22 protein-coding genes and 1 riboswitch are annotated in these 25,173 nt (G+C 32.9%); of the genes, 12 read left to right on the top strand and 10 right to left on the bottom strand.

What is annotated here, in order from left to right; all coding sequences use genetic code 11:
- Positions 1-261 (bottom strand): hypothetical protein, encoded by a 261-nt coding sequence (locus DFR78_RS07765; RefSeq protein WP_114458274.1) that lies wholly within the window; start codon positions 259-261, stop codon positions 1-3.
- A gap of 152 nt (positions 262-413) precedes the next feature.
- Between DFR78_RS07765 and ppx the strand changes: the two genes are divergently transcribed.
- The 6 genes from ppx to DFR78_RS07735 all read left to right on the top strand — a co-directional run bounded on the left by ppx (position 414) and on the right by DFR78_RS07735 (position 7,427).
- Positions 414-1,958, top strand: coding sequence for an exopolyphosphatase (gene ppx / locus DFR78_RS07760; RefSeq protein ID WP_114458273.1), 1,545 nt, complete (start codon positions 414-416; stop codon positions 1,956-1,958).
- A gap of 167 nt (positions 1,959-2,125) precedes the next feature.
- Entirely contained in the window at positions 2,126-3,079 is a 954-nt protein-coding gene (gene rfbB, locus DFR78_RS07755) for a dTDP-glucose 4,6-dehydratase (protein ID WP_114458272.1), read from the top strand.
- A gap of 186 nt (positions 3,080-3,265) precedes the next feature.
- Positions 3,266-4,156: a LysR family transcriptional regulator gene (locus DFR78_RS07750; RefSeq protein ID WP_114458271.1), complete on the top strand. Its 891-nt coding sequence runs from the start codon at positions 3,266-3,268 to the stop codon at positions 4,154-4,156.
- A 23-nt stretch (positions 4,157-4,179) separates the two neighbouring features.
- Positions 4,180-5,331 carry a dTDP-4-amino-4,6-dideoxygalactose transaminase gene (rffA, locus tag DFR78_RS07745; RefSeq protein WP_114458270.1) on the top strand — a complete coding sequence of 384 codons (1,152 nt, stop codon included), beginning with the start codon at positions 4,180-4,182 and terminating at the stop codon, positions 5,329-5,331.
- A 9-nt stretch (positions 5,332-5,340) separates the two neighbouring features.
- A complete protein-coding gene (locus DFR78_RS07740; protein WP_114458269.1) occupies positions 5,341-6,087 on the top strand; it encodes a glycosyltransferase family 2 protein in 747 nt (248 codons plus the stop codon).
- A gap of 95 nt (positions 6,088-6,182) precedes the next feature.
- Entirely contained in the window at positions 6,183-7,427 is a 1,245-nt protein-coding gene (locus tag DFR78_RS07735) for an ATP-grasp domain-containing protein (protein ID WP_114458268.1), read from the top strand.
- Positions 7,428-7,430: 3 nt separating this feature from the next.
- On the opposite strand, the gene DFR78_RS07730 is transcribed toward DFR78_RS07735, so the two are convergent.
- On the bottom strand, positions 7,431-9,005 hold the full coding sequence (locus tag DFR78_RS07730) for a glycosyltransferase family 39 protein (RefSeq protein ID WP_114458267.1): 1,575 nt from the start codon (positions 9,003-9,005) through the stop codon (positions 7,431-7,433).
- Between the two features lie 197 nt (positions 9,006-9,202).
- On the opposite strand from DFR78_RS07730, the gene DFR78_RS07725 reads away from it, so the two are divergent.
- Both DFR78_RS07725 and DFR78_RS07720 read left to right on the top strand, forming a co-directional pair.
- Entirely contained in the window at positions 9,203-10,123 is a 921-nt protein-coding gene (locus DFR78_RS07725) for a sulfurtransferase (protein WP_114458266.1), read from the top strand.
- Between the two features lie 147 nt (positions 10,124-10,270).
- Positions 10,271-11,167 (top strand): rhodanese-like domain-containing protein, encoded by an 897-nt coding sequence (locus tag DFR78_RS07720; protein ID WP_114458265.1) that lies wholly within the window; start codon positions 10,271-10,273, stop codon positions 11,165-11,167.
- A gap of 196 nt (positions 11,168-11,363) precedes the next feature.
- Here DFR78_RS07720 and DFR78_RS07715 read toward each other — a convergent pair whose 3' ends face one another.
- From DFR78_RS07715 to DFR78_RS07695, 5 genes are all read right to left on the bottom strand, one after another.
- Positions 11,364-12,158 (bottom strand): ABC transporter ATP-binding protein, encoded by a 795-nt coding sequence (locus DFR78_RS07715; RefSeq protein ID WP_114458264.1) that lies wholly within the window; start codon positions 12,156-12,158, stop codon positions 11,364-11,366.
- 132 nt (positions 12,159-12,290) lie between these two features.
- On the bottom strand, positions 12,291-13,376 hold the full coding sequence (locus DFR78_RS07710) for a MetQ/NlpA family ABC transporter substrate-binding protein (RefSeq protein WP_114458263.1): 1,086 nt from the start codon (positions 13,374-13,376) through the stop codon (positions 12,291-12,293).
- Between the two features lie 294 nt (positions 13,377-13,670).
- Positions 13,671-14,528 (bottom strand): ABC transporter permease, encoded by an 858-nt coding sequence (locus tag DFR78_RS07705; RefSeq protein WP_114458262.1) that lies wholly within the window; start codon positions 14,526-14,528, stop codon positions 13,671-13,673.
- 285 nt (positions 14,529-14,813) lie between these two features.
- Positions 14,814-16,511 (bottom strand): FAD-dependent oxidoreductase, encoded by a 1,698-nt coding sequence (locus DFR78_RS07700; protein ID WP_114458261.1) that lies wholly within the window; start codon positions 16,509-16,511, stop codon positions 14,814-14,816.
- A 44-nt stretch (positions 16,512-16,555) separates the two neighbouring features.
- Entirely contained in the window at positions 16,556-17,818 is a 1,263-nt protein-coding gene (locus tag DFR78_RS07695) for a YeeE/YedE family protein (protein WP_114458260.1), read from the bottom strand.
- A 383-nt stretch (positions 17,819-18,201) separates the two neighbouring features.
- Here DFR78_RS07695 and DFR78_RS07690 point away from each other — a divergent pair, with 383 nt between their 5' ends.
- Positions 18,202-19,170, top strand: a complete 969-nt coding sequence (locus tag DFR78_RS07690; protein WP_114458259.1) for an aminopeptidase — start codon at positions 18,202-18,204, stop codon at positions 19,168-19,170.
- Between the two features lie 30 nt (positions 19,171-19,200).
- On the opposite strand, the gene hpt is transcribed toward DFR78_RS07690, so the two are convergent.
- Together hpt and DFR78_RS07680 are read right to left on the bottom strand one after the other, a co-directional pair.
- Positions 19,201-19,731, bottom strand: coding sequence for a hypoxanthine phosphoribosyltransferase (gene hpt / locus DFR78_RS07685; RefSeq protein WP_114458258.1), 531 nt, complete (start codon positions 19,729-19,731; stop codon positions 19,201-19,203).
- Complete coding sequence (locus DFR78_RS07680; protein WP_114458257.1) at positions 19,728-20,702, bottom strand: cytidylate kinase family protein; 975 nt, start codon at positions 20,700-20,702, stop codon at positions 19,728-19,730. Before DFR78_RS07680 ends, hpt begins: the two co-directional genes overlap by 4 nt.
- Positions 20,703-20,870: 168 nt before the next feature.
- Here DFR78_RS07680 and DFR78_RS07675 point away from each other — a divergent pair, with 168 nt between their 5' ends.
- The gene (locus tag DFR78_RS07675) at positions 20,871-22,289 is read left to right on the top strand and encodes a trehalose-6-phosphate synthase (protein ID WP_114458256.1); all 1,419 of its coding nucleotides are present in this window, start codon (positions 20,871-20,873) and stop codon (positions 22,287-22,289) included.
- Positions 22,282-23,073 (top strand): trehalose-phosphatase, encoded by a 792-nt coding sequence (gene otsB / locus DFR78_RS07670; protein ID WP_114458255.1) that lies wholly within the window; start codon positions 22,282-22,284, stop codon positions 23,071-23,073. Before DFR78_RS07675 ends, otsB begins: the two co-directional genes overlap by 8 nt.
- Here otsB and DFR78_RS07665 read toward each other — a convergent pair.
- Positions 23,070-24,257: a M20 family metallopeptidase gene (locus DFR78_RS07665; protein ID WP_114458254.1), complete on the bottom strand. Its 1,188-nt coding sequence runs from the start codon at positions 24,255-24,257 to the stop codon at positions 23,070-23,072. The two genes, otsB and DFR78_RS07665, sit on opposite strands and share 4 nt — an antisense overlap.
- Positions 24,258-24,619: 362 nt before the next feature.
- Positions 24,620-24,732, top strand: a riboswitch (molybdenum cofactor riboswitch).
- A gap of 15 nt (positions 24,733-24,747) precedes the next feature.
- Between DFR78_RS07665 and DFR78_RS07660 the strand changes: the two genes are divergently transcribed.
- Positions 24,748-25,146, top strand: a complete 399-nt coding sequence (locus DFR78_RS07660; protein ID WP_114458253.1) for a 4Fe-4S dicluster domain-containing protein — start codon at positions 24,748-24,750, stop codon at positions 25,144-25,146.
- Positions 25,147-25,173 lie beyond the last annotated feature (27 nt).

Here is a 25,173-nt window from a genome sequence, read left to right as displayed (position 1 = left end):
CTACCTCTTTATATATTTGTATTTTTTATTTAAAATAGCATCAAATTCAAACACTTCTTTAAATAATTTGGATTTATTGTCAAATGTCCATTTCTCTAACAGAATATCTTTTTCTGTATTAACTGTTAATTCTAGTTTATTATTATTTAAAGAAATTTCAATTTTAGAAAAAGGTTCTTCATGACTTTTATCTAAAGAATCGGAAATTTTCATAATTACATCATTAGAATCGATATAAATTATCGCTGCTCTTTTTATCATTTTAATCATCCTACTTTAAATTTATGTTAAATTTTTCAAAACAGCTTTACTGTGGCTTAATTTTAACATATGATTATGAAGAATAATAGTGTTGTGATCAAAAATTAATGTAAAATTTACATAAAGTTTATTTATCAAAAGGAGAGTTGACAATGAATAAATTAGCAATTGTTGATATAGGTTCCAATTCAATAAAGATGATTTTAGTTGACTATAGGGAGGATAATTCTTTTAGAATTATAGATGAATTAAAAGAAACTGTGAGATTGGGAGAAGGAATGTATAAAAATAACTATTTAAAAGAAGATAGAATAAATAAAGCTTTACAGACTCTTACTTTATTTAAGAATCTATGTGATGCTGTAGAGGTTGATAAAATTATTACAGTGGCTACAGCTGCAGTAAGGGCAGCTGTAAATCGGAAGAAATTTCTTGATCGGGTTTACAAACAAACTGGTCTTGAAGTAAGAGTTCTTTCTGGTAAAGAAGAAGCGTATTATGATTATATGGGGGTATCTAATAGTTTTGACCAAAATTCAGCGTTGATTATGGATGTTGGTGGTGGTAGTGTAGAGCTTATCCTGATGGAAGAAAGGAAAATAAAGGAAAGTATTAGCCTTTCTTTTGGTGCATTGACTATTACAGAAAAATTTGCCTTATATGAAGAAAATAAGTATGATAAAGAAATAGAAAAATATCTTTATGAGCAATTTTCTAAATTAGATTGGCTTCAGGAAATTAATTCTATACCTTTAATTGGAGTGGGCGGCACTATAAGAAATATAGCTAAAATATGGCAGCGAGAAACTAACTATCCACTTGATCTGCTCCATTATTACAGTATGGAGAAAGAAAATGTAACTTCAGTTTATGAGAAAGTATCAAGTAAAAATATTGAAGAAAGAAAAAATATAGATGGTTTATCCAAAAAAAGAGCAGATATTTTTATAGGTGCAAGTGCCCTTGTAAATTATTTGATGAGTTATACAGGTATTGAAGATTTGATAATTAGTGGAAAAGGAATTAGAGAAGGACTGGTATATGACTATTTAATTGAAGGTGAAGGTATTATAGAGGATGTACTTGATTACTCTATAAGAAATTTGCTGCATAATTTTGATATGAATGAAGCTCATGCAGCTAAGATTTATAAATTAAGTAAAAGTATTTTTGATCAATTAAAGACAAGTTTCTCTTTTAAAACAGATGAATTTTCAGGAAGAATAGATAGAATTTTAAAAACTGCCTCACTGCTGCATGATGTTGGAACAAATATTAATTATTATGATCATCATGAACATTCATTTTATGTTATTTTAAATGCTGATTTATATGGTTTAAATCATAGGGAACATCTTTTAGCAGCATATATCTCTGCTTCTCACAGGCACAATAAATACAGCCTGCATAAATATAACTTGAACCGCAAAAATTTTAAGGATATTATAAATCTTAAAGGTGAGGATAAGGAACTGATAAGGAAAGCGGGCATTATTTTAGAAATTGCTGAAAGCCTTGATCTGAATAGAAAGGGACTTGTAGAGAAAGTAGAAATTAATATTAACGAAGATTCAATCATATTCAATGTATTTTCTGAATATGATCTACAGCTAGAGATTGAAGATGCATTTGAAGCTGCTGGTGGGTTTGAAACATTATTTAGTAAAATGATTGAATTTAAATTACTTGATTCTTAAATTTTTAAAATATTGAATCTAAATTAGAAAATAATTTACTGCAGGATTTGAAATTGTTATTTGCTTTTTAAACAAATTATAGAAAGGCCTACATTAGGGTGGGTTTTTCTTTTTTCTGTTCAGAGTGATATAATTAATATGAGATCTATTTTATAGGAGCGATTCTTATGAAAATTTTTGTTACAGGAGGAGCGGGATTTATAGGCAGCAATTTTATTCACTATATATTAGATAATTATGATGATTATATAATTAACTTTGATAAATTGACATATGCGGGTAATATAAAGAATTTAGAAGATATAGAAGCAGAGGATAATTACCAATTTTTTAAAGGTGATATTCTGGATAAAGATATGATGAAAAAAATATTTTTAAAAGAGGATATTGATTGTATAGTAAATTTTGCTGCTGAATCTCATGTGGACAGGAGTATTAGCGACTCTTCACAGTTTATTAAGACCAATATTGAAGGCACTCATAATCTTTTAAAGCTGGCGCTTGATTTCAATATAAAAAAATTTGTCCAGATGTCAACTGATGAGGTGTATGGTTCTTTAGATGACAGAGGCTCTTTTAGAGAAATTGATATTTTAAATCCAACAAATCCTTATGCTGCATCCAAAGCTGCGGCAGATATGATAGTTAATTCTTTTTATAAAACTTATGGGGTTTGTGTAAATATATGTAGATCATCCAACAACTTTGGGCCTCATCAGCATCCAGAAAAATTAATACCACTCTGTATAATAAATGCACTTAACAGCAGACAGCTGCCTTTATATGGTGATGGAAAAAACATTAGAGACTGGATATATGTAAAAGACAGCTGTAGAGCAGTAGATGCAGTGATGCGAAAGGGGAAATCTGGAGAAATATATAATATTGGAGCAGGAAGCGAAAAAACAAATTTGGAAGTGGCAGAAAATATTATTGAAATTTTAAACAGGAATATGGATTTAATAGAATTTGTTGAAGATAGAAAAGCACATGATTACCGCTATGCTTTAAATACAGATAAAATACGAGATGAACTCAACTGGGAGGCAGAGCATAAATTTTATTCTGCACTTAAAAAGACAGTTGACTGGTATTATCAGCATGTAGACTGGTGGGAATAATTGGGTAAAACCTTTTTATTTTGCAATAATTCTTGTTATAATCTGCAGATCATAATATAATATATTAAGAACATAGGTCAAAAATTATTTGTAAATATAAGGAAACTAAAAGTATATTTAAAAATCAAAATAAAAAGGTAATCAAAAACATGTGTAAAATTAAAAATGAAACGGGAAGGGATATTTATGCATATTGAAAGTCTGGAATACTTTCAAAAAATTGCTGAAGTTAAAAGTATATCAAAGGTGGCAAACTCTTCACATATTTCACAGCCAGCCTTAAGTCAGCAGATACAGAAGCTGGAAGATTCACTTGGCAAACAGCTCTTTTTGCGAAGCAACAGAGGAGTTAAATTGACAGAAGCTGGAGAAATAGTTTTAAAATATGCAGATAACATTATTAGAACATATAATAAAATGTTATCTGAGCTGACCGAGCAGCATAATGAAGAAATTAAAATTGCTGGAGAATATACCATTGCAACCTACTGCCTGCCCTGTGCGCTTTTAAATATGAAATTTAAGTTTCCCGGACACAATTATAATTTGATTTCTGATAATTCGATTAAAATAGAGCAGGATGTAATAAATGATATTTATGAGATAGGATTTATAACAAAACCGACAGAAGAAAATGAGCTTATAGCAGAAAAAGTTGTAAATGAAAAGGTAGTACTTATATCTCCCAACAGCTATCATCTTCCAGAAAAAATAAATCTGGTGGATGTTCTGGATCAGAAGTTTATAGTCTTAAAAGAAGACTGTATAATAAAAGAAAATTTTAAACAAGCACTTAAAAATATAGATTACAATTTTGAAAATATAAATATTATTTCTCGCCTGGAATCTACAGAAGCAACTAAAACACTTGTCCGCAGGGGCTTTGGTGTAGCTTTTGTTCCATATAATGCAGTTAAAGAGGAATATGCTGCCAATGATTTTCAGATATCACGTGTCAGTGATTATAATCTTGATTATGATATATTTATTATTCATAAAAAGCCGGAATTTCTGAGTGATTCTGTAAAAGAATTTATAAACACATTTAAAGCTCTGGGCAAACATATTTGTTATTAAAGATTGGGGTAAGAAATAAAATTATGAAAATACCTTTTAACAAAATTTATTTAACTGGAAATGAAATAAAATATATACAGGATGCACTTAACAGGGGCCAGCTGAGTGGTGACGGTTATTATACCAAAAAAGTTTCTACACTGCTCAGAAACAAATTCAAGTTAAATGAAATTTTTATGACAACTTCAGGTACACATGCTCTGGAAATGGCAGCAGATTTAATTAATTTAAAAGACGGTGATGAAGTAATAATGCCGTCTTTTACCTTTACTTCAACTGCTAATTCTGTACTGCTTAAAGGGGGGAAAGTTGTATTTTCTGAGATTTGTGAAGATACTTTAAATCTGGATCCAGAAAAAATAGAACAGCATATTACCGAAAAAACAAAAGCAGTAATACCTGTTCATTATGCAGGTGTTTCCTGCCGCATGGATGAAATAAAAGAAATTGCAGAAAAATATAACCTGTATGTAATAGAAGATGCTGCTCATGCAGTAAATGCCAGATATAAAGGTAATTATTTGGGAGGGATAGGTGACTTTGGCTGCTTCAGTTTTCACGGAAGTAAGAACTATGTCAGTGGAGAAGGAGGAGCGCTTTTAATCAATTCTAAAAATAAAGGCTTAATAGAGAAAGCAGAAATAATTAGAGAAAAGGGAACAAATAGATCCAGATTTTTAAGAGGAGATTTAAATAAATATACCTGGCTTGATAAAGGCTCAAGTTATCTACCTTCAGATCTTCTGATGGCCTTTCTGCTGGCTCAGCTTGAAAAAATGGATAAAATTAAGAACATGCGAAAAAAAATATACAGCTATTATTATCAGAGATTAAGCAAATATAGAGATTATAAATTTTTAGATTTAATTTCTTATATACCAGAATACTGTGACAGCAGTTATCATATATTTTTTTTGAAATTCAATAAAAAGTCATATAGAGATTATGTAATTATAAGGCTGAAAAAAGCAGGTGTCAATGCTTCTTTTCACTATCTTCCCCTTCATTCTTCACCTATGGGTAAAAAAATGGGTTATAAAGAAAATGATTTCAGTATAACCAATAAAGCAGCCGACACTATACTGCGCCTGCCGCTCTACCCTGATTTAACAGCAAAAGAGCTATCTTATATAGCAGATAAATTAGAAAATATTTTTTGTGATTTATGTCAGTGAGGTGTGAACATGTCAGCATTATTTTCGGTAGTTATTCCCGTATATAATGGGGAAAACTCTCTGGAAGAACTTTACCTGCAGATTAAACTAACTCTTGAAAAAATAACAGATGAATTTGAAATAATAATGGTAGATGACAGCAGTCAGGATAAAAGTTACAGCAAAATAGTAGAACTGAGCAGAAGGGATAGAAGAGTAAAGGGAATTAAATTAGCTCAAAATTTTGGCCAGCAGAATGCACTAATCTGTGGCTTTAATTATGTTAATGGAGATTATACTGTGACAATGGACGATGATCTTCAGCATGATCCGGAATATATTATTAATTTGTACCAAAAAATTAAAGAAGGGTATGATGCTGTATATGCTGTTCCTGAAGATAGAGAATACAGCTTTTATAGGAAATTAGGCTCCAAGCTGACTAATTATCTTTTTGACCTGATAACAAATAAAAGTCATAGTACAAGAGTCAGCAGTTTTAGAATAATAAAAAAAGAGCTTGTTAACAAGATTAGAGCAGAAAAGACATCATTTGTATACATTTCTGCTGTTCTGCTTAAACATACAGATAAAATTGCTAACATATATGTTTCACACAGTAAACGAAAATATGGAGATTCAAATTATAACAATTTTAAGCTCACCAGATTATTTTTAAAACTGTACATTTATTATGGAAAATTTTCATTTTTGAAATATTTGCGGAGCGAAAAAGAACAGTTTATAGTTGAAAAAACAACCTATAATCTTGAGTAATTGAAAAGAATTAAATACTATAAATAAATAAGCTGAGGAAGATTTATTTGAAAAATAGAAAAGATTATTAATTATATTATCTAAGGGTGAATAAAATGAAGCTGCTTGTATTGGGTGGAGGAAGTGGACAGATAAGTATAATAAAAAAAGCAAAAGAAATGGGTCATCAGGTTATTGTATCTGACTATTATGCAGATGCACCAGGAAAAAAATATGCTGATTATGGAGAAACTGTTAGTACATTTGATATTAAATCTAATATAGAGGTTGCCAAAAAATATAGTGTTGATGGAGTTTTAACTTCAGGTACCGATCAGCCGGTATATACTGCAGCCAGAACCGCAGAAGAGCTTAATCTGCCTTCATTTTTATCTTCGGATACTGCATTAAAAGTAACAAATAAAATGGAGATGAAAAAATTATTTGAAAAAGCAGATATTCCATCAGTAAAACATAAATTTCTTCAGCAGAATTTTTTAGATAGAGAATTAGAGAAATTTTCTTTTCCTGCTGTAGTTAAACCTCTGGACAGTCAGGGCCAGCGAGGAGTCTTTAAGCTGAATAGTATCGAGGAAGTAAGAAAGCGTTTTGCAGAAGTATTAAGCTTTTCCAGAGAAAATAAAATTTTGATAGAAGAATATTACAATAGTGGGGAAATTACAGTAAGTGGATGGGTCAATAAAGGAAAATTAAAAATTTTAACTATCACAGATCGAGTAACTTACGAAAATGGACCACATATCGGTATCTGTACAGCACATATTTTCCCTTCAAAATTTCTGTCTAAATATCATCAGGAAATAAAAAGCATGTCAGAAAAAATAGTAAAAGCCTTTCAAATTAAAAATGGACCGATATATTTCCAAATGTTAATTGGTGATAATGGTATAAAAGTTAATGAAATCGCCTGCAGAATCGGTGGTGCTTATGAAGGTGATTTTATGCCATCACTGACAGGAGTTGATATTCTTGAGATGATGGTAAATTTAGCATTAAATCAGGAGATAGATTACAGTTCACTAAACAGATATCAATTAAAAGAAAACCAAAACTGGCTTTCTGTTCAGCTGTTTTTTGCACTTCCCGGCAGGATAGCAGATATAAGCAGTACTGAAGAAATTCTCAGCCTGGATGGTGTTTCTCAAATTGGATTTAATTTTAAAAAAGGTGATAAAATAAAGAAAATAGAAAATGCTACTGAGAGAGCAGGCTATTTTATTGTAAGAGCAGAGAGCAGAACTGAATTAAAAGAACGTCTCAAAAAAGTTTACGACAGGCTTAAAATTGTTGATAATCAGGGAAAAAATCTTATTATAAGAGAAATAGGGGAAGTGTTTTAAAGATTATTTTGTTATAACTTTATAAATTTTTACAGACCAGTTCTTTTCACCAATATATCTTACAATACGTACAGCATATGTTTTATCGTTAAATTGATATATAAGTTGAGTATTATTATGCAGGTATTCTTTCATCTCATTATAATAAGGGTAGGGATTTCCATAAAGAATATTCCATTCTGGACGTGTATTATAAATAAAATCCATTTCTTCAGGATAAATAATATATTCAATATTATTTTTGTCTATATATTCAGCAAAAGAAAGATTACTTTTCTCTAGATAAGATAAATTCCTATAATCAAATAAACTGCCATCTTCAAAATAGTAATCACAATTTAGGTTGGCCAGAACATTATCCTCTGCCTTAACAGCAGAGGATATATTTTTGAGATAATCATTGTAATCAGAAAATGAGCTATTAATAACAGCAGTAAAGGTATTTATAGACAGTATTAAAAGCAGAACCAGTACAGCAGAACAGGCATATTTGATTTTAAAGTCTGCCAAAAGTTTTGCGGCCAGCAGATAAAATAGGGGAAAAATAAATATAATAGAGGTCTGATTATATCTGCCGATGATAGCATAGCCAAGATTGATGGAAATAATGGAAATCAACAAAATAAATATTAACTTATTTCTATCTTTAATCCATTTAATCAGGCCGGCGGCAAAACTGAAAAAAAATAGGGTGAGCTGTATTTTTATAGGAGGTATGTAATAAGTGCCGCTTACTCTGTAAAAAATTTTTTTATAAAAATAATCAAGGCTGTCAAATTTACTGGAAAAGGTATTTAAAACTCCCAGACTTTTTCCATATCTGGCATAGTTTATAAAAAAATCAGCATCAAAGCCCAGACTAATCAATATATATATAACAGCAAAAGAAGCAAGTGTGAGGGCAAAGACTGCATAATTTTTTATATTTACAGCTGATGAGAAGAAAAGAGCATATGTATAAAGCAGGATAAAAGGCAGTGAAATAATAAAAATATTTGGATGAATTCCCATACTTATACCCAGAATACAGGCCAGAATAAAGTCTTTGTGATATACTTTAGTTTTTTTGTAATTTTCATCATTCTGATATATAGATTTATTGTTAAGTAAAAAATAATAGAAAGCGGCCAGGAAAATAAAGACTAATATGATTTCCTGTCTGGCAAAATGTGAACTATAGATAAAATGAATATCAAAAGTCAGCAGAAGCACTGTTAAATACCTTAAAATTTTATTATCAATAAAGATTTCTGTCAATCTGTAGAAAAAATAAATAGAAAATGTTCCAAAAATGAGGGAAATCAATCTAAAAGAAAAGATATTATAACCAAAAAGTTTAATAAAAATAATCTGCAGAAAATGAAAAATAATTTTCACAGCGTGAGGACTGCGTGGATAGAGGTCAAAAAAAGGTTCAGTCACAGCAAAACTCTTTTGATTAAGCATATGGCGTGATAGCCCGCTCAGCCATGCTTCATCAGAGTGGACAAAAGGGAATTTATCTAAAAATAGAAGATTAACAGCGAAAAAAATTATAATTATAAAATATATGGGTTTTATTTTTTTGAGATAATTCATTTTTTAGCCTCATTTAAGATTTGTTTTATTTGCTTCCAGTATACCATTTAATTATTCAGAGCTGCAAGTAAAGCTATTTATTAGATAATCGAATGCACTATTTAAAATAGTTATACCTATAAACTCACTTTGTGTTTTATAATATATATAGATTGTTCTAAATTTAACAATATACTTTAATTTCTGGAGGTGAAGAAGTGAAAAAATTATCAATTTTGTTGTTAATTATTTTAGCTTTTTCTTTAATTTTAACAGGTTGTACAGGTAATATAACGTTTCCGGGTGAAATTAACCAGGATATAATTACAGCAGATGAGGCTTTAAAGATGATTGAGGATGAAGAGGTAGTAGTAGTTGATACTCAGAATTCTGGTGATTTTGAAGATCGGCATTTAAATGGTGCGGTTAATATTACCAGAAGTGGCATAACTACTTTTGGTCCTTTTCCGAATATGCTGGCATCAGCAGCTAAGATAGAATCTACTTTAGGTGAAAATGGTATAGGAAATCAGACAAAAGTAATTATTTATGATAATAATAATAATATGGATGCAGCTCGTCTGTGGTGGACAATGCTTGTTTACGGTCATGATACAGACAATATGAAGGTAATTAGTGGTGGTTTAAATGCTCTAAAAAGAGCAGGAGCCGACTTTATTTCCGGTGATTATACGGTAGAGGCAGCAGAATATTCAGCATCTGAAAAAAATGAAGAATTTATAGCCGATAAAGAGGAAGTACTTGCCCAGGTTAATAATCCTGCTGAAGATGTAGTAATACTTGATGTCAGAACTTTAGAAGAAATTAATGAAGGAATTATTCCAGGAGCTGTTCACGTTAATTATGTTGATAATAATAAAGATAATGGAGAGTATTATCCAGCAAATTATATTCAGAGATATTATCCTGATAATGGTATAACACCGGACAAAGAAGTTATTATGTACTGCCAGACTTCAATTAGAGCAGCACAGACTTTTCTTGCTCTGCACAATGCAGGATATAGAGATTTGAAGATTTATGATGGTGCCTGGATTGAATGGTCATCAGATAGTTCAACACCTAAGGCTGTGCCTACTGGTGCACCAGCCAAACCCAGTGCCCAGGATGGTTCTTAAAAAAATAAATAGTTCTTAACTGATTGATTATAAATACTGTGGTTAAGAACTTTTTATTTAATGAAGTTTGTGAAAAATATGGTAATATACTGCAGTTTTGTGATTCAGTTTTAAAAATCTTTATTAAAAAAATCTAGGAGGAATAAAATGAAAAGAAAAATTATATTAACAGCTGTTTTTGTTGTAATGGCTCTAGTACTTTCCGCCTCTGCTTTTGCGGTGTCAGATGCAGTAGAAGATGCAGTTAATGGTTATTTTGCAGATCTGCCTTCCGATAATTCTATGATAGGAGAAGCAGAGTTTGTAGAAAAAGTTAAGGCTGGAGAAGATCTCTTTATTTTAGATATCAGACAGCCTGATGTTTATAATGAAGGTCACGTAAAAGGTGCAGTTAATATACCCTGGGGCCCAGAAGCAATTCCAGCTGCTTTAGATAAGTTACCCGGAGATAAAACAATTTATGTTTACTGCTATACAGCTCAGACTGCTAACCAGACAGCTGCTTTATTAAATTTTGCTGGTTTTGAGGCTAAGTCAGTTAGATTTGGCTGGAACTTAGGTATTTCAAGAGTTGCAGGTTATGAAGAAATAGTTGAAACTGAAGCACATCAACTTGGTGGAGTTACAGATTATAAGATTAATGCAGATCTTAAAGCTGCAGTTGAAGATTACTATGCAGGTTTAGCTGATGTTAGTGATACAATATATAAAAACTATAAGATTGCTGAAGATATGTTAAAAATGGCTGTAGATTCTGGTGCAGATATAATGATAGTATCAATCAGACAGCCTAAAGATTTTGCTGAAGGTCACATCAAAGGTGCAGTTAATATTCCCTGGGGTGCTGGTATGCAGCAGTATTTTGGACAGCTGCCGCAGGATAAAAAGATAGTAGTTTACTGCTACACAGGTCAAACAGCAGGTCAGGCCGTAGCAGGTTTAAGAATGTTAGGTTATGATGCTGTATCACTTAATGGTGGTATGGGTACTCCTGCTAACAAGCCTTATGGTTGGTCTAACAAAGGTTATGAAGTAGTAAAGTAGTAGTGCAGTAAATTTAGTGCAGTAAATTGAAAATTAAAAAACTGAATATCTGATAAAATAAAATTTATAGATATTAAAAAGGAGCCCTTAAGGGCTCCTTTATGTTGTTTGTACATATATTTATAGATTATTTTAAAGCCAATTATATTTTCTTAAGATTTTGATCAAATTTACACTCTAGTTAAAGATCTTAAATTTAATCAATTTGGCTGTGGATGATATCCATAATTTCATTTTTGACTTCAAAATAATCTTCATTATAAATTACTTCTTTAGAACCTTTTTCAAAAATTTGATTGGTAAAATCAACATTAAAGATTTTTATAATTTCTCCCGGCTGTTTGGACATCACAACAGCTCTATTAGCCAGCAAAAGCGCTTCATCTACATCATGAGTGATAAAAAAGATAGTAGTGTTGTTTTCTTTCCAGATATTGCGAATTAAGTTCTGCATATTTTCTCTGGTTAAAGCATCCAGAGCTCCAAAAGGTTCATCCATTAGAACTACCTGAGGATAATTTGCCAGAACTCGAGCAATAGCTACCCGCTGTTTCATACCTCCGGATAATTCAAAGGTGTAGTTTTCCCCAAAACCGCTTAAATTAACTTCATCTAAGAAAAATTCTCGGATTTCTTTAATTTCAGTTTTAGGTAAATCGCGCATTTTGGGGCCAAATTCTACATTTTCATTAACTGTCATCCAGGGGTAAAGAGTGGGAGATTGAAAAACGACACCTCGATGCCAGTCAGGTCCATCAACTTCTTTTCCCTGCATTAAAACTCTGCCGGAAGTAGGCTTTACATAACCAGCAATACATTTAAGCAGTGAACTTTTACCACAGCCGGAAGGTCCTAAAACACAGATGAACTCACCTTTATTAATTTCTAAGTTGATATTTTTTAGAGCCAGAGTAGAGTTAATACTTTCCCCATACTCCAGACTCATATTTTCAATTTTAATTAAGCTTTCTTTATTTGTTTGAGCAGACATAAAAGATATCCTTTCCTGATTAACTATACTATGGTGTGTCCACAAAAAGGGTATTTACGAAAAATGAGTTAGAGACGCAAATAACCTTTTTACGGGAGAACCATACTATATATATAATTGAAAATTACTTCTTTAATTATTCTGATCATTTTTTAAAGATATTTTTATATATTCTGGATTAACATATTTATTAAAAGCTGCTTGAGAAGGAGATTCTTCTATAGAGCCCTGCCGCTGCAGAAAGTCAGAAGTATCTTTCATCACTTTAGCAAAGCTGCCAGGCTGATCAGCAGTGCCAAAGAAATCTTGACTTAAAAGTTCTTCTCTAGTTTTCCAGGTGGTGCCGCGCATCTGATGGAGAGCGACTTCGGTTTCAATTCCAAGTTCATTACCTGCAATTTCAGCTGCTTTTTTCGGATTATTTCTATAAATGTCACCGGCTTCACTTAAAGCAGAAATAAAATCAGCAACTAATTCGGGATATTTCTCTGAAAACTTCTTACGAACAACCTCTACATTGGCAGTTATATACCCTTTTTCAGCCATTTCGCTGCTGTCAGTTAAAGTATAGCCGCTTTTTAAAAGCTGGGCCAGGGTTGGCTGCCAGGTATAAGCTGCCTGAATATCACCGCGCTCCCAGGCTGCTACAATTTCGGCAGTCTGCATATCCAACAGCTGGACCTGATCTTCTATGCCTGCTTCTTTTAGTACATTTAAAAGAATATAGTGGGAAGTAGAAGCAAAAGGGACTGCAATTCTTTTTCCAACTAGATCTTCAACTTTTTCAATTCCAGAACCATTTTTGACTGCCAGAGCTTCATTTTCTCCCAAAACTTCATGAATCCAGACTAATTCAACATTAAGTTCACGTGCTAGAGCAGTAATAGCATTGGTGTTTCCCATAGTTGCAAAATCAATACTGCCGGAAGCTAAAGCCTGATTGGCCTCTACACCTGAGTCAAAAATTCTGGTATTAACTTTAATTCCACGTTCGGTAAAATATTTATCAAAAAAACCTTCTGCAAGAGCAATAGTTTCATCATTTGGAACCCTTAAAATCCCAAAATTAATCTCTTCTGGCAGTTCTTCCTCAGCAGCTGTATTTTTAATTTCTTGACCTTCATTTTGAGCCTGCTCATTACTACAGGCAGTTAAAGTTAAAGCCAGAGATGTGATTAAGAAAATAAGCATTATCTTTTTTAAATATTTATTTTTCATTGTCTTTCCCTCCAGATTTGTGATACGTTACGTCAAATCTAATAGTTTTAAAATTTATCTCACAATATTTTAATATATTTCAAACAATATAGTTATAGGAGTTTCCCCAAAATTTATTTTCAAGCTGCAAAAAGGGGGCTTTAGTCATCAACGAAATTTTTAGATTTATCTAAAACTCAATTCGGGTGTGAAATAGGGCACATTTCGTTAAGATTCATTGACTAAAAATTTCAATATTCCTGCATCTCCCCTTTTTGCAGCAGTATATAAAAAATGGGGAAAGTCCAGATATAGTTAAACATGACCCTTCCAAAAAATAATTTTTCTTTCTAGAAATCTTAAACCAGCATCAATTATCACACCTGTAATTCCCATAATTATAATTCCAACAAAAATTACATCACTTTTCAAAAAATTGGATGCATCTAAAACCATCCAGCCTATGCCAGATGTTGCGGCAACCATTTCTGAGGAGACAAGGGTTGTATAGGCAACACCAAAGGCGGTTCTAATTCCAGTAAAAATTTCAGGTAGAGAAGCAGGAAGCACAATTTTAAAAAAAACATCCTTTTGAGCTGCTCCCAGTGAGCGTGCACTTAAGACAAAGTCCTGATTTAACTTCCGGACTGCAGAAACACAGGCGATATAAATAGGAGCAAAGCCAGCTAAAAATAAGAGAATCTGTTTGGAGGTATCATCGATTCCAAACCAGAGCACTAGAAGTGTATAATAAGCTAGTGGTGGTAAGGGACGATAAAATTCTACAACAGAATCAATTACTGCTTCAACTTTGTCAAAATAACCACTTAATAAACCAAGAGGAACAGCAGTAAAGATGGCAAAGAAGAGCGCCACAAATAAGCGTTTAAAACTGGCTCCTAAATGAAGCCAGAGAGGAACTCCATTATAACCATTTTCTAGAATTCTTAAAAACGCCATCCAGACTCTTGCAGGTCCAGGAAGAAGAGTGGGAGTAAAGATACCTAACTTAGTAATTATATACCAGGTAAGAAAAATAGAAGCCCAGGTTATAAAAGTGAGGGCCTTTTCTGTTTTAGTTTTTTTATTTTTTTCAGATTCGCGGTTAACTTTTGGATGATTTGCTGCTGGCTTTTCTTTTTGTTTATTGTTTTTCTTTTTATTTAAAGCCATTTTTTACACATCCTCATAATTATCACAATCTTTTTGAACATAAGTCATATACTACCATTCAAGATATCATATTTGCTGTAAATTATCAATTTCAAAATAGCTGATAAATGATTAAAAAGACCACCAAGTTTAATCCTGATGGCCTAATTGGGGTACCTGGTACTTAGAAATTTAATCCAGGTACCCGGGCTCTTTTAATTTTCGATTATAACTAGTATTAACCGAGCTGATTGGAAGAAATTATCAAGTTGCAATTAAACAATAAAGTCCCCAGCCAGCATTATTTTACTCAAAATTATATTCAGTTACAATTTTTTCTCTATCTGTTGTTTGATCCAGATAATATTCGTAGCAGCAGATGCCGAGAAATGATCCTGAGATATTATACACATTATCATAACCCATTCCCTGTAGAGCCATTACAGCATTGTAGCTTCTCTGTGCTGAACGGCAGTGCAAATATACAGGCTGATCTTTAGGGATTTCATCAGTTCTTTCTCTTAATTCACTTAAAGGAATATTAACAGAATTAACAAGATGTCCTTTCGCATATTCATCTTCTTCGCGGACATCTACTATAAATGCATCATTTTCTACCAGTTCTCTTACTTCTGTAACTCTCACCTGTTCAAATACCCCATTGAGTAGATTTAATCCTACAAGTGCTGCATGGTTAACCACATCTTTTGCTGTACCAAATAAAGGTGCATAACACAGTTCCATTTCTTTGAGATCTTCTAATGTTCCATCCATTAAAATAAGTGCTGCAATTACATCTATTCTTTTATCTACATTACCTCTACCGATGGCCTGGGCACCGATAATTTTTCCTGTCGGGTATTCATAAATAAGTTTAAAATGCATTGGATTGCTTTCCGGCATTAAACCAACTTTGTCTCCAGGTATAACATATACAACATCATAAGAAATACCGGCTTCTTTTGCGGTTTTTTCGTTTAAACCAGTAGAAGCAGCATTTAAGTCAAAGACTCTAACTATTGAGGAGCCAATAGTGCCATTGTTTCTGTGCGGGATACCATAGATATGGTCAGCAGCAGCTCTTGCCTGTCTCTGTGCTGGCCCTGCTAAAGCCAGTCTTGTGTTTTTGTGTGTTAGTCTGCTGTAAACTTCTACAGCATCTCCAACAGCATAAATATCCTCATCACTTGTCTGATAATTGTGGTCTACTTTGATTCCACCTGTTTCTCCTATTTCCAGTCCTGCATCTTTAGCCAGATCTGTTTCTGGAGAAACACCAATTGCCATTACAACAGCTTTGGCATCGATTTTTTTTCCTGACTTTAAGATAATAGAGTCATCAGTAATTTCCACAAGAGCATCATTTAAAACAAGATTTACTTTTTTATCATAAAGTTCTTTATGCAGCAGCTGTGCCATATCGAAATCAAAAGGAGCCATTACCTGATCCATTGCCTCTACAAGACTTACATTTTTGCCGGCATTATGAAGATTTTCAGCAACTTCAATACCGATAAATCCAGCACCTATAACAGCAATATCTTCAATATTGTTTTCATTAATATAACTATATAATTTATCAATGTCCACTACATTTCTGATTGTAAATACATTATCTTTTTTAACTCCCTTGATACTTCCTGGAAGAATTGGATTAGCACCGGGTGAGAGTACTAGTTTATCATAGGATTCTTCATATTCTTCACCAGTCTCTAAATTTTTGACTGCTACCTTTTTTTCTTTTCTTTTTATTTTAGTGACTTCACTATTTACCCTTGCATCAATATTGTACTGAGTTTTAAAGCAGTTAGGACTCATTAAGACAAGGTCATCACAGCTGTCAATTGTATCACTTAGACGATAGGGAAGACAGCAGTTGGAAAAAGAAACATGTGGACCTCTCTCAAACATAACTATTTCTGCTAATTCGTCCAATCTTCTGGCTCTGGCAGCAGCAGATGCACCACCAGCTACACCACCAATAACAACAATTTTATTACTCATAATTAATTTCCTCCTGTAAAATTTTATTTTTGAAAGCCAAATTACTAGCTGTAAATTTTATCAGTAAATTTATTACTTACAAAACCACCAATTATCATAAATACTAGGAAAAACCATCCAGACAGTGAGAAGTTTGCAATTGGTGTATAGAGAGCTCCAACATTACATCCATTTGCAAAACGAGTTCCAAGTCCCATTGTTATACCACCAAGTGCATATAGTAATGCTTCTTTTTTAGAAATATTTAATCCGGCAGTAAATGATTCGGATAATTTAGCGGCTGTAAGAGGATAAATTACTGCACCAACAATAATACCAAAATTCTGTACAGAAATTTGATGTTCAAAAAATGGCAGATCAAATACTGATGCTGACATATGTGTAAACTCTGCCAGAGATTCAGCAGAAATACCAAATAGCATTAAAAATTTACCAAACCAGATTCCATAAGGAGTAGAAGCACCCCATCCGGCTCTGGTAATACCCATCATAAGTGTAAAGATCATCGCCAGAACTATTCCACCCTGTTTTAGAGTCCAGGGTTTTTCAAAAAAGTGATAATAGGTATCTGAACTAAATAGTTTAAAATTATTTAGATCGATTGAATCTACTTCATCCTGAACCTTTTCTATTGGAAGACCTTTATATTTGCCTGTTTTGATCTGATAATGCTCATAGAAATAAGATAAAATTATGAAAAGAAGACAGAGACCGCCAAGAAATGCCAGTCCTCCCAGATAACCTTCAAACCCATCTCCCTGGAAAAGGTCAGGCAGAAATACACCACCAGATGTTCTATAACCTATATAAGTACTGTACCATGATTCTTTAACCCAGCTGGCTGTATTTTGTATCGGGAAGCCGAGGAAAACACCTATGCCGAAAAAAATAAGTGTAATAAATGCCCTTGGAAGTCCTACTGGCAGGTCAGTTAAAACTCCAGTTGCACAGCATACAGAAAGAGACATTCCAAATCCAAATAAAAATCCTCCCAAAAGAAGACCGGTATTTATTGGGTTGATCCACAGATTATAGCTGGCAGGATCTTTTCCAAAAAGAAATGCAGTTGTAAGAAGTGCTGTTATAAAAAACATAAACATCAGGGTTCTCATTAATTTAGTAGAACCTGTTCTGTAGGCTCTGTTTACACTTCCAGCAAATCCGGTGTACGCTCTTGTCAGTGTATATCCTATTCCTGTACCAACAAGCAATCTAAAAAATAAAATATCTGTTTTTAAAAAGAATTTAGCGCCAATTAATACTATTAAAGCAGCTGCAAATCCTATTAATCTTTCAAAATTTTTCACTTTGTTACCTCCCTCATATATCTTTAGATTTAATAATTATATTAATAAAGAGCATAATTAAAATTATTATATGCAGAAATATTATTTATAAAAACTTTGTTCTTAAATTCGCAAAAAAAAGCAAAAAAATACCTGTCACCTCTCTTTAAATAATATTATATTCACAAAATCATATTCTACTGATAATTATATACCATCTATAATTAATACTAAAATAATAATATCTTATACTGAATAGCTATATTTTATATATGAGTGATTAACTATATATTAATTAATGTAGAAAAATATAAATAATAGGAAAATAATGCATAATAAAATTGAGAAAAACAATAATATATTATAAAATAGCTGTAATACTTAATTATCAGGGAGGAATGAAGTTGAGTCTTAAAAATTTAAAAAAAGGTGCTGAAATAATTCTGAAAGATTGTATGAATGTTGGTGAAAAAGAAAACTTGCTCATAGTTTCAGATTTTGAAAATAAAAAAGTTGCAGAAGTGTTAGCAGAATATGGTAAAGAACTTGGAGCTGAGGCTGCTGTAGTTAATTTTTTTAAAAGAAGTTCTCATGGAGAAAATCCGCCTGAACCTGCTATATCTGCTTTATGCAGAGCAGATGCGGCTGTACTGGCAGCAGTTTATTCTTTAACTAATTCAGCAGCAAGAAGAAAAGCAGTTGAATCTGGCACAAGGATTATAAGTATCCCAGACTGCAGTGAAGAACTTTTTGATTCTTCAGCATTAGATGTTGATTTTAAAGAACAGAAAAAAATAATAGATAAGATAGGAAATTTAATGACCGAAGGAAAAACTATTTCTGTAAGTTCTGAGGCTGGCACAGATTTTACTGCAGAATTGTGTGGTAGAGAGAGTGTTAAACAGACAGGACTGGCAGATAAAGCGGGCAGCTGGTCACCCTTTCCCAATATTGAAGTCGCAGTTGGACCGGATGTTGGAACTTTAAATGGAATATTTGTTGTTGATGGAGTAATTATTCCCGGTGGATATGTTGATAGGCCTGTCGAAATAGAAATTCAGCAGGGGTGTATTACTGAAATTAAGGGGGGCAGGTCAGCACAAAAGTTTAGTAAGCTGCTGGCATTTTTCAACTGTGAAAATATCTATAATATTGTTGAAATTGGTATTGGCTGTAATCCAAACTCTGAATTTGGTAAAGGAAGTATGGGAGAAGATGAGAGCAAATTTGGCACTCTACATCTTGGCATTGGAGAAGGTAATAGTTTTGGTGTTTCTAATACTGCCCCTGCCCATCTTGATCTTGTTATTAGAAAGCCTCGGGTTGAGATTGATGGACGATTAATACTGGCAGATGAAAAACTGCAGATATGAAAGGGTTAACAGCAGATATATTACTGTTTTCTATTCTATATTATATTCTACAATATAAGGTAAATTTCTATATTTCTCTTTATAATCCAGTCCATATCCTACAACAAAATGCTCAGATATTTCAAATCCAACATAATCTATAGGAAGTTCAACTAGTTTTTTATCAGTATTATTAAGCAGTGTACAGATGCTTATTCCGGCAGGGCTGCGTGCTTTTAGATTTTTTAGAAGATAGCTGTGGGTTAAACCTGTTTTTATTATATTTTCTATCACCAGAATTTCTCTGCCGGTGATACTAAATTCTAAATCTCTAATAACTCTTATAACACCTGTATTGTCTTCATTTGTGGAGTGGCTTAACTCTAAAAAATCAAGTTTTAATGGAAGGTCCAGCTTTCTTGTCAGGTCAGCCATAAAATAGAGAGAACTTTTTAAGATACTTACAACTATTAACTCTTTATTCTGATAATCAGCATTAATTTCGTCAGCTAATTCTGAAATTCGATTTTTTATTTTTTCTTTTGACAGTACTATTTTCCCCAATCTTTCATCTTCTCTCATTTATTTTCCTCCTCACTATTTCCATTTAATTCAAACTTATCAATAAGGCTGTTAAAGTCTTTTTTGTAAACAATCTTTATATTTATATGTGGATAAATTTCCTGCAGCAGGCGAACTTTTTTGTTTTTTTCTGTAACATATTTGCGGTTCATTGTTGTTAATTCAATATAAGTATCATATTCAGTCAAATAAAAGTCCGGTCTAAATCCCATTCTGATATTACCTTCAGCATCCCACTCGAGAGGAAATTCTGTCGGCTCATATTTCCATTTAATGTGGTGCATGTCCAGTATTTTGGCAAATTCTTTTTCACTGGGATGGGCAAAATTATATTCTGTTTTTTCTTTTTCAGGTTTTTCTTTTTTTTCAGGATCAGCAAGTGGTTCCGGATTTTCTTTTTTGCAGTCTATTAAACTCATTAAAATTGTAAGAGCCTGTTCTGTAGATAATCCATCACTGTTTAGAGAAATATGATAAAGGGTGAGATCTGACCAGTCTTCATTAAAAACTCTCCATACATAGCGCCTCCGCTTGCGGTCACTTAATTCAATTGACCGTTCAGCCTGTTCTCGGGGAAGGCCATATTTTTTATTTAGTTTTTTTATTCTCTGTTCCTGAGAAGCTGCTATCTTGATATGGATACCACCAGGGTGATGGCGGAATATTACATGAGACCCCAACCCTACAATTAATAAATTCTGTGTTTCAGCCAGCTCTATTAATTTTTTTTCTATGTAATCAGCAAAAGTCTGATTATTATCGGATTTATTATCTATTGCTTTGGTGTAAAATTTGGAACTCTGCTGAAGCATATGCAGCTGATGTTCATCAGCAACCTGGGGGAGCCAGTTTTTTAAAATAAAATCACGATTAATAAGTTTTAGCCCCAGCCGATTTGCAAGTTCTTCTGCTATTTCGTCACCACCACTTGCTGTCTGTCTGGAAATAGTTATAATTTGCAAGATATTCATCCTTTCTTAAATCTTTCTTTCTTAAATCTTTATTTAACTTTATTATAACACAGCAGAAAAATTTTAACTACAATTTGTTAGAAAATTAAGGAAATTAAGATTATGCTTTTGACACCTGTCATATTAGCTGTTAATATTAATAATAAGGAGATGAGGGGGTTGTTAAAAATGGGAGCAGACCTTTCTGAAAGCAGACTAGTACTTGTTTCCAATGGAGAACCTTATAAACATGAATTTATAGATGATAGAATAGAAAAAGTGAAGTTAGCTGGTGGGTTAACTACCGGTTTAGATCCACTTATGCAGGAAGAAGGCGGCCTCTGGATTGCCTGGGGAAGAGGAGATGCTGATTTTGAAGTGGTAGATGGAGATAATAAGGTGAAGGTTCCTGATGAAAATGGATATACTCTTAAGAGAATTAGATTGAGTTCTGATGAGCAGGATGGGTTTTATTATGGTTTTTCCAATGAAGTTATGTGGCCTATCTGTCACACGTTTATCAGCAAAGCTAATTTTAAAGAATATTACTGGAACAGCTATAAGACGGTTAATAGAAAATATGCAGACAGTATTATTGAAGAAATTAAAGAAAATGATCTGGTCTGGATACATGATTATCACCTTGCTCTTGTGCCGGGGATGATTAAAGAAAGAGCTGATCAAACTAAAATTTCTGTTTTCTGGCATATTCCCTGGCCTGCCTGGGAAGCATTTAGAACCATTCCCTGGAGAAAAGAAATTTTAGAGAATTTGCTGCAGTCGGATTTTATTGCTTTTCACACAGAATTATTTTTATATAATTTTATCAGCTGTGCAGATCAGATCGGAGCAGAAGTTAACTATCGGAAACAGGAAATAAAGTACAAATGTAGAAAAACTAAGATAAGCAGTATACCATTGGGAATAGATTATGATAAATTTTCTAAATTAATTGATAACAAAAATTATTATAAAGAAGCAGAAAAAATAAAAAAGAGATATAATATAGAAAAATTGATTTTTGGAGTTGACCGCCTTGATTATACCAAAGGCATCTGGCAGAGGCTTAAAGGGATCGATAAATTTTTTGAAAAATATCCTGAATATAGAGGTAGAGTGACAGTTCTTCAGCGTGTTTCCCCAAGCAGAAATAAAGTGGCTGAATATGAGAAGATGAGGGAAAAAATAAATAAAAAGATTGCTGAAATCAATGGGAAATATCAAAAAGATAACTGGGTACCGGTTAAATATTTTTATGGTTCCTTACCACAGGAAAAGCTCCTCCCCTATTATAAAGCAGCAGATGCAGCACTGATTACTCCTCTGATAGATGGGATGAATTTAGTGGCAAAAGAATATCTTGCTGTCCAGGAAGATGGGGTACTGATACTGTCAGAATTTGCCGGTGCGGCAGAGTACCTTGATAATGCGCTGATTGTAAATCCATATAACCAGGAAGAAATAGCAGATTCCATTTATAGTGCTCTAACAATGCCGAAAAAAGAAAGGAAAGAGCGTCTAAAGATTGAAAAAGAAAAGCTGAAAAAATATGATATTAACTGGTGGAGAGATTCTTTTTTAAAGCAGTGGGCTGAAGTATATGAATAAAAAATACCTTCTGCAGGAGAGAAGTCTAAAAGAAGTAAAAAATAAAATTGAAGCAGCAGAAAATATTTTTCTTTTTCTCGATTATGATGGTACTCTGGCTCCTTTTTCTGATAAACCGGAGCAGGCAGATGCTTTTCCGGGAATTAAAGCGGTATTAAAAAGGCTGCTTTGCAGGTCAGATCTATATATATGCTTGATTTCCGGGAGAGCACTAAATGATCTGGAGTCTATGCTGAAATTAAAGGGTTTAAATTATGCAGGAAGCCATGGACTGGAAATTGATCTCAATTTTGCAGAAGAGGTTATTTATCCCATTTATAAAAAAGATGAATTTAGATCTGTATTTGAAGAATTATTATCAGATATTGAATTAAAAATAAATGATGATATAAAAATTGAGGATAAGGGTTTTGCAGCTGCTTTTCACTGTAATAATGATCTGGAGAAAGTATCTGTCCAAAAAACTTTGGAAACTAAAATTAAAAAATTATCTTTAGATAATCTGGAAGTTATTTCCGGACGTCAGGTTGTAGAAATTAGGCCTGCTGGTTGGAATAAGGGAAAAGCAGTAAATTATATAGCTGACAGATTTAAAAAACAGTATAATCTTAATAGTGGGTATAATATTTATCTTGGTGATGATAGGACTGATGAAGATGCGTTTGCTGTAATTGAAAAAGGATTGAGTATTTACGTAAAAAATAGTGGTGATTTACACACATCTGCTGAATATTATCTAAATAATCCAGAAGAAGTATATTTATTTTTGCAAAACCTGCTTTAATTAGAGCAGGTTTTTTTAAATTCTTTTTTTATTTTTTCTAATTTTTGCCTGTCACCATAAATTTTAAGTCCTGTTAGTGCCAGAGCTTTTATTCCATCTATCAAAACAGTATGACCTTCTTTAGTAGTGGTTTTTTCTGCGAGTTCTCTTGTATGTCCTGTAAGTTCACTGCCCAGATTAATATATGGGTGAATAACAGGGATAACATGACTCACATTTCCCATATCTGATGATCCGTAGTGGTGTGCTGCTGGTTCTATTTTATTGGTTCCGATTTCTTTCATACTCTGCTCAAAAATATCTGCCAGCATCCGATTTGGTCTGAGATCATCATTGGGATTTTCGTATTCCTTCCATTCGACTTTACATCCTGTCATTAAAGCTGCTCCTTCAGCAGTATTTTCCGCTTTTTTGATAATTTCCTGCAGGTATTTTTTATCTCTGGCCCTGAAGTAGAATTGAGCTTCAGCTTCATCGGGTACAATATTGGCAGCTTCTCCACCATTTGTAATAATACCATGTATCCGAGCATCATCCCGCAAATGTTCTCGCAGTGCATTAATGCCATTAAAAAACTGTATTACTCCATCCAGTGCATTTATGCCCTTCTCTGGAGCTCCAGCAGCATGAGCAGTTTGACCATGAAAATTAAACTGAATTGCTTTTATTGCCAGTGTTGTAGAATAGACCTGATTAATATTGGAAGGATGGAGAAGCATTGCACAGTCTATATTATCAAAAACACCTGTTTCTGTCATCTGTACTTTAGCTCCACCTGTTTCTTCAGCCGGACAGCCGATAACTACAATTTTACCTCCTTTTATGTTCAGTTTACTTAAAGCAATTCCGGCAGCTGTACTCATTGCTGCAATCATATTGTGTCCACAGCCATGTCCTATATTCGGCAGTGCATCATATTCACAGAGAAAAGCAATAGTCGGTCCATCTCCATTAAAATTATAGCTGGCCCTGAAAGCAGTTTCGATACCTGAGAGATTTTTTTCTATGCTAAAATTGTGGTCAGCAAGAATTTCTGTTAGTAGAGAGGCAGCTTTGTATTCTCTGTAACCTAATTCAGGATTTTCAGCAATATAATCATTGATGTAAAAGGCTTCTTCTTTTAAATTTTCTATTTCAGAAAAAAGAGATTCCCGAAGTTTTTTTAAATCCGAATTGCTATTCATAGTTTATTCACCCTTAATTTTAATTTTTTTACAAATCAGTATTTTTCAGCCACATTTTACAGCAGAATTATATATATGTAGTTGATTTATATAAATTTTATCTGATATCATGTTTAAAATCCAGTTAATCTGATAATTTTTTTAAAAATTAAAGAGATAATATGATTCAATCGGTGCTATTTAGATTTTATAACATTTATTAAAGAACTGAAAATTTTACAAATTGTATGAAAATTAGTTAATTTTAAAAGGTATTTTTAAATTTTTATAGAAATATATTTGTAGAAAAATATTTATAAACACAAAAAACATAAAAAGGCAAATATTATAATTTTTTAAATATCAATTTAAATATTAAGCTGTTTACAATCTTCTTCCGACCTGTCTCCACCTATATTTAGGCGGCTCAGGCGTCAGGGTTATAGGAGTAATTCTATGGCCTGCCATTGTGCAAAGGAGGATATAAAATATAAAGGGAGGGGATTTACAGTTGAAAAAAATTGTTATCGAACCTGAAAAATGTACTGGATGTCGTGACTGTGAACTGGTGTGCTCAATGACAAAAGAAGGAGAATTTAATCCGATGCGGGCACTTATCAAAGCAGTTTATTTTCCGGAGGAGATGGTGACCGTTCCTCTTACCTGTTTACAGTGTGAGGACCCACTCTGTATGGATGTCTGTCCTGCCAGCGCTATTGGCAGAAATGAGACAGGGGCAGTAGTAATCAATGAAGACAGATGTATTGGCTGCCATATGTGTGTAAGTGTCTGTCCGGTAGGGGCAATAAAAGATGTTCCCGGCAGGGGTGTAGTAACAAAGTGTGATAGAAGTTATAGTCTGCTAGCAAACCTCGTGGGCTTGCCCCGAGAAAATAGCAGACGGTTTTGAATTTCAATTATTATGTTTAGCTAATAA

The organism is Halanaerobium sp. MA284_MarDTE_T2, from assembly GCF_003337245.1.
Classification (GTDB): domain Bacteria; phylum Bacillota; class Halanaerobiia; order Halanaerobiales; family Halanaerobiaceae; genus QPJE01.
The sequence above is the reverse complement of the archived record's forward strand: the minus strand, read 5'-3'. Positions and strand labels throughout refer to the sequence as shown.

Coding starts and splice junctions, on each gene's coding strand:
- DFR78_RS07735 (WP_114458268.1), top strand. CDS start 6,183: ATGAAGCTGCTTGTATTGGGTGGAGGAAGTGGACAGATAAGTATAATA.
- ppx (WP_114458273.1), top strand. CDS start 414: ATGAATAAATTAGCAATTGTTGATATAGGTTCCAATTCAATAAAGATG.
- rffA (WP_114458270.1), top strand. CDS start 4,180: ATGAAAATACCTTTTAACAAAATTTATTTAACTGGAAATGAAATAAAA.
- DFR78_RS07765 (WP_114458274.1), bottom strand. CDS start 261: ATGATAAAAAGAGCAGCGATAATTTATATCGATTCTAATGATGTAATT.
- DFR78_RS07710 (WP_114458263.1), bottom strand. CDS start 13,376: ATGAAAAATAAATATTTAAAAAAGATAATGCTTATTTTCTTAATCACA.
- DFR78_RS07680 (WP_114458257.1), bottom strand. CDS start 20,702: ATGAATATCTTGCAAATTATAACTATTTCCAGACAGACAGCAAGTGGT.
- DFR78_RS07700 (WP_114458261.1), bottom strand. CDS start 16,511: ATGAGTAATAAAATTGTTGTTATTGGTGGTGTAGCTGGTGGTGCATCT.
- DFR78_RS07705 (WP_114458262.1), bottom strand. CDS start 14,528: ATGGCTTTAAATAAAAAGAAAAACAATAAACAAAAAGAAAAGCCAGCA.
- otsB (WP_114458255.1), top strand. CDS start 22,282: ATGAATAAAAAATACCTTCTGCAGGAGAGAAGTCTAAAAGAAGTAAAA.
- DFR78_RS07665 (WP_114458254.1), bottom strand. CDS start 24,257: ATGAATAGCAATTCGGATTTAAAAAAACTTCGGGAATCTCTTTTTTCT.
- hpt (WP_114458258.1), bottom strand. CDS start 19,731: ATGAGAGAAGATGAAAGATTGGGGAAAATAGTACTGTCAAAAGAAAAA.
- DFR78_RS07740 (WP_114458269.1), top strand. CDS start 5,341: ATGTCAGCATTATTTTCGGTAGTTATTCCCGTATATAATGGGGAAAAC.
- DFR78_RS07730 (WP_114458267.1), bottom strand. CDS start 9,005: ATGAATTATCTCAAAAAAATAAAACCCATATATTTTATAATTATAATT.
- DFR78_RS07720 (WP_114458265.1), top strand. CDS start 10,271: ATGAAAAGAAAAATTATATTAACAGCTGTTTTTGTTGTAATGGCTCTA.
- DFR78_RS07750 (WP_114458271.1), top strand. CDS start 3,266: ATGCATATTGAAAGTCTGGAATACTTTCAAAAAATTGCTGAAGTTAAA.
- DFR78_RS07715 (WP_114458264.1), bottom strand. CDS start 12,158: ATGTCTGCTCAAACAAATAAAGAAAGCTTAATTAAAATTGAAAATATG.
- DFR78_RS07675 (WP_114458256.1), top strand. CDS start 20,871: ATGGGAGCAGACCTTTCTGAAAGCAGACTAGTACTTGTTTCCAATGGA.
- rfbB (WP_114458272.1), top strand. CDS start 2,126: ATGAAAATTTTTGTTACAGGAGGAGCGGGATTTATAGGCAGCAATTTT.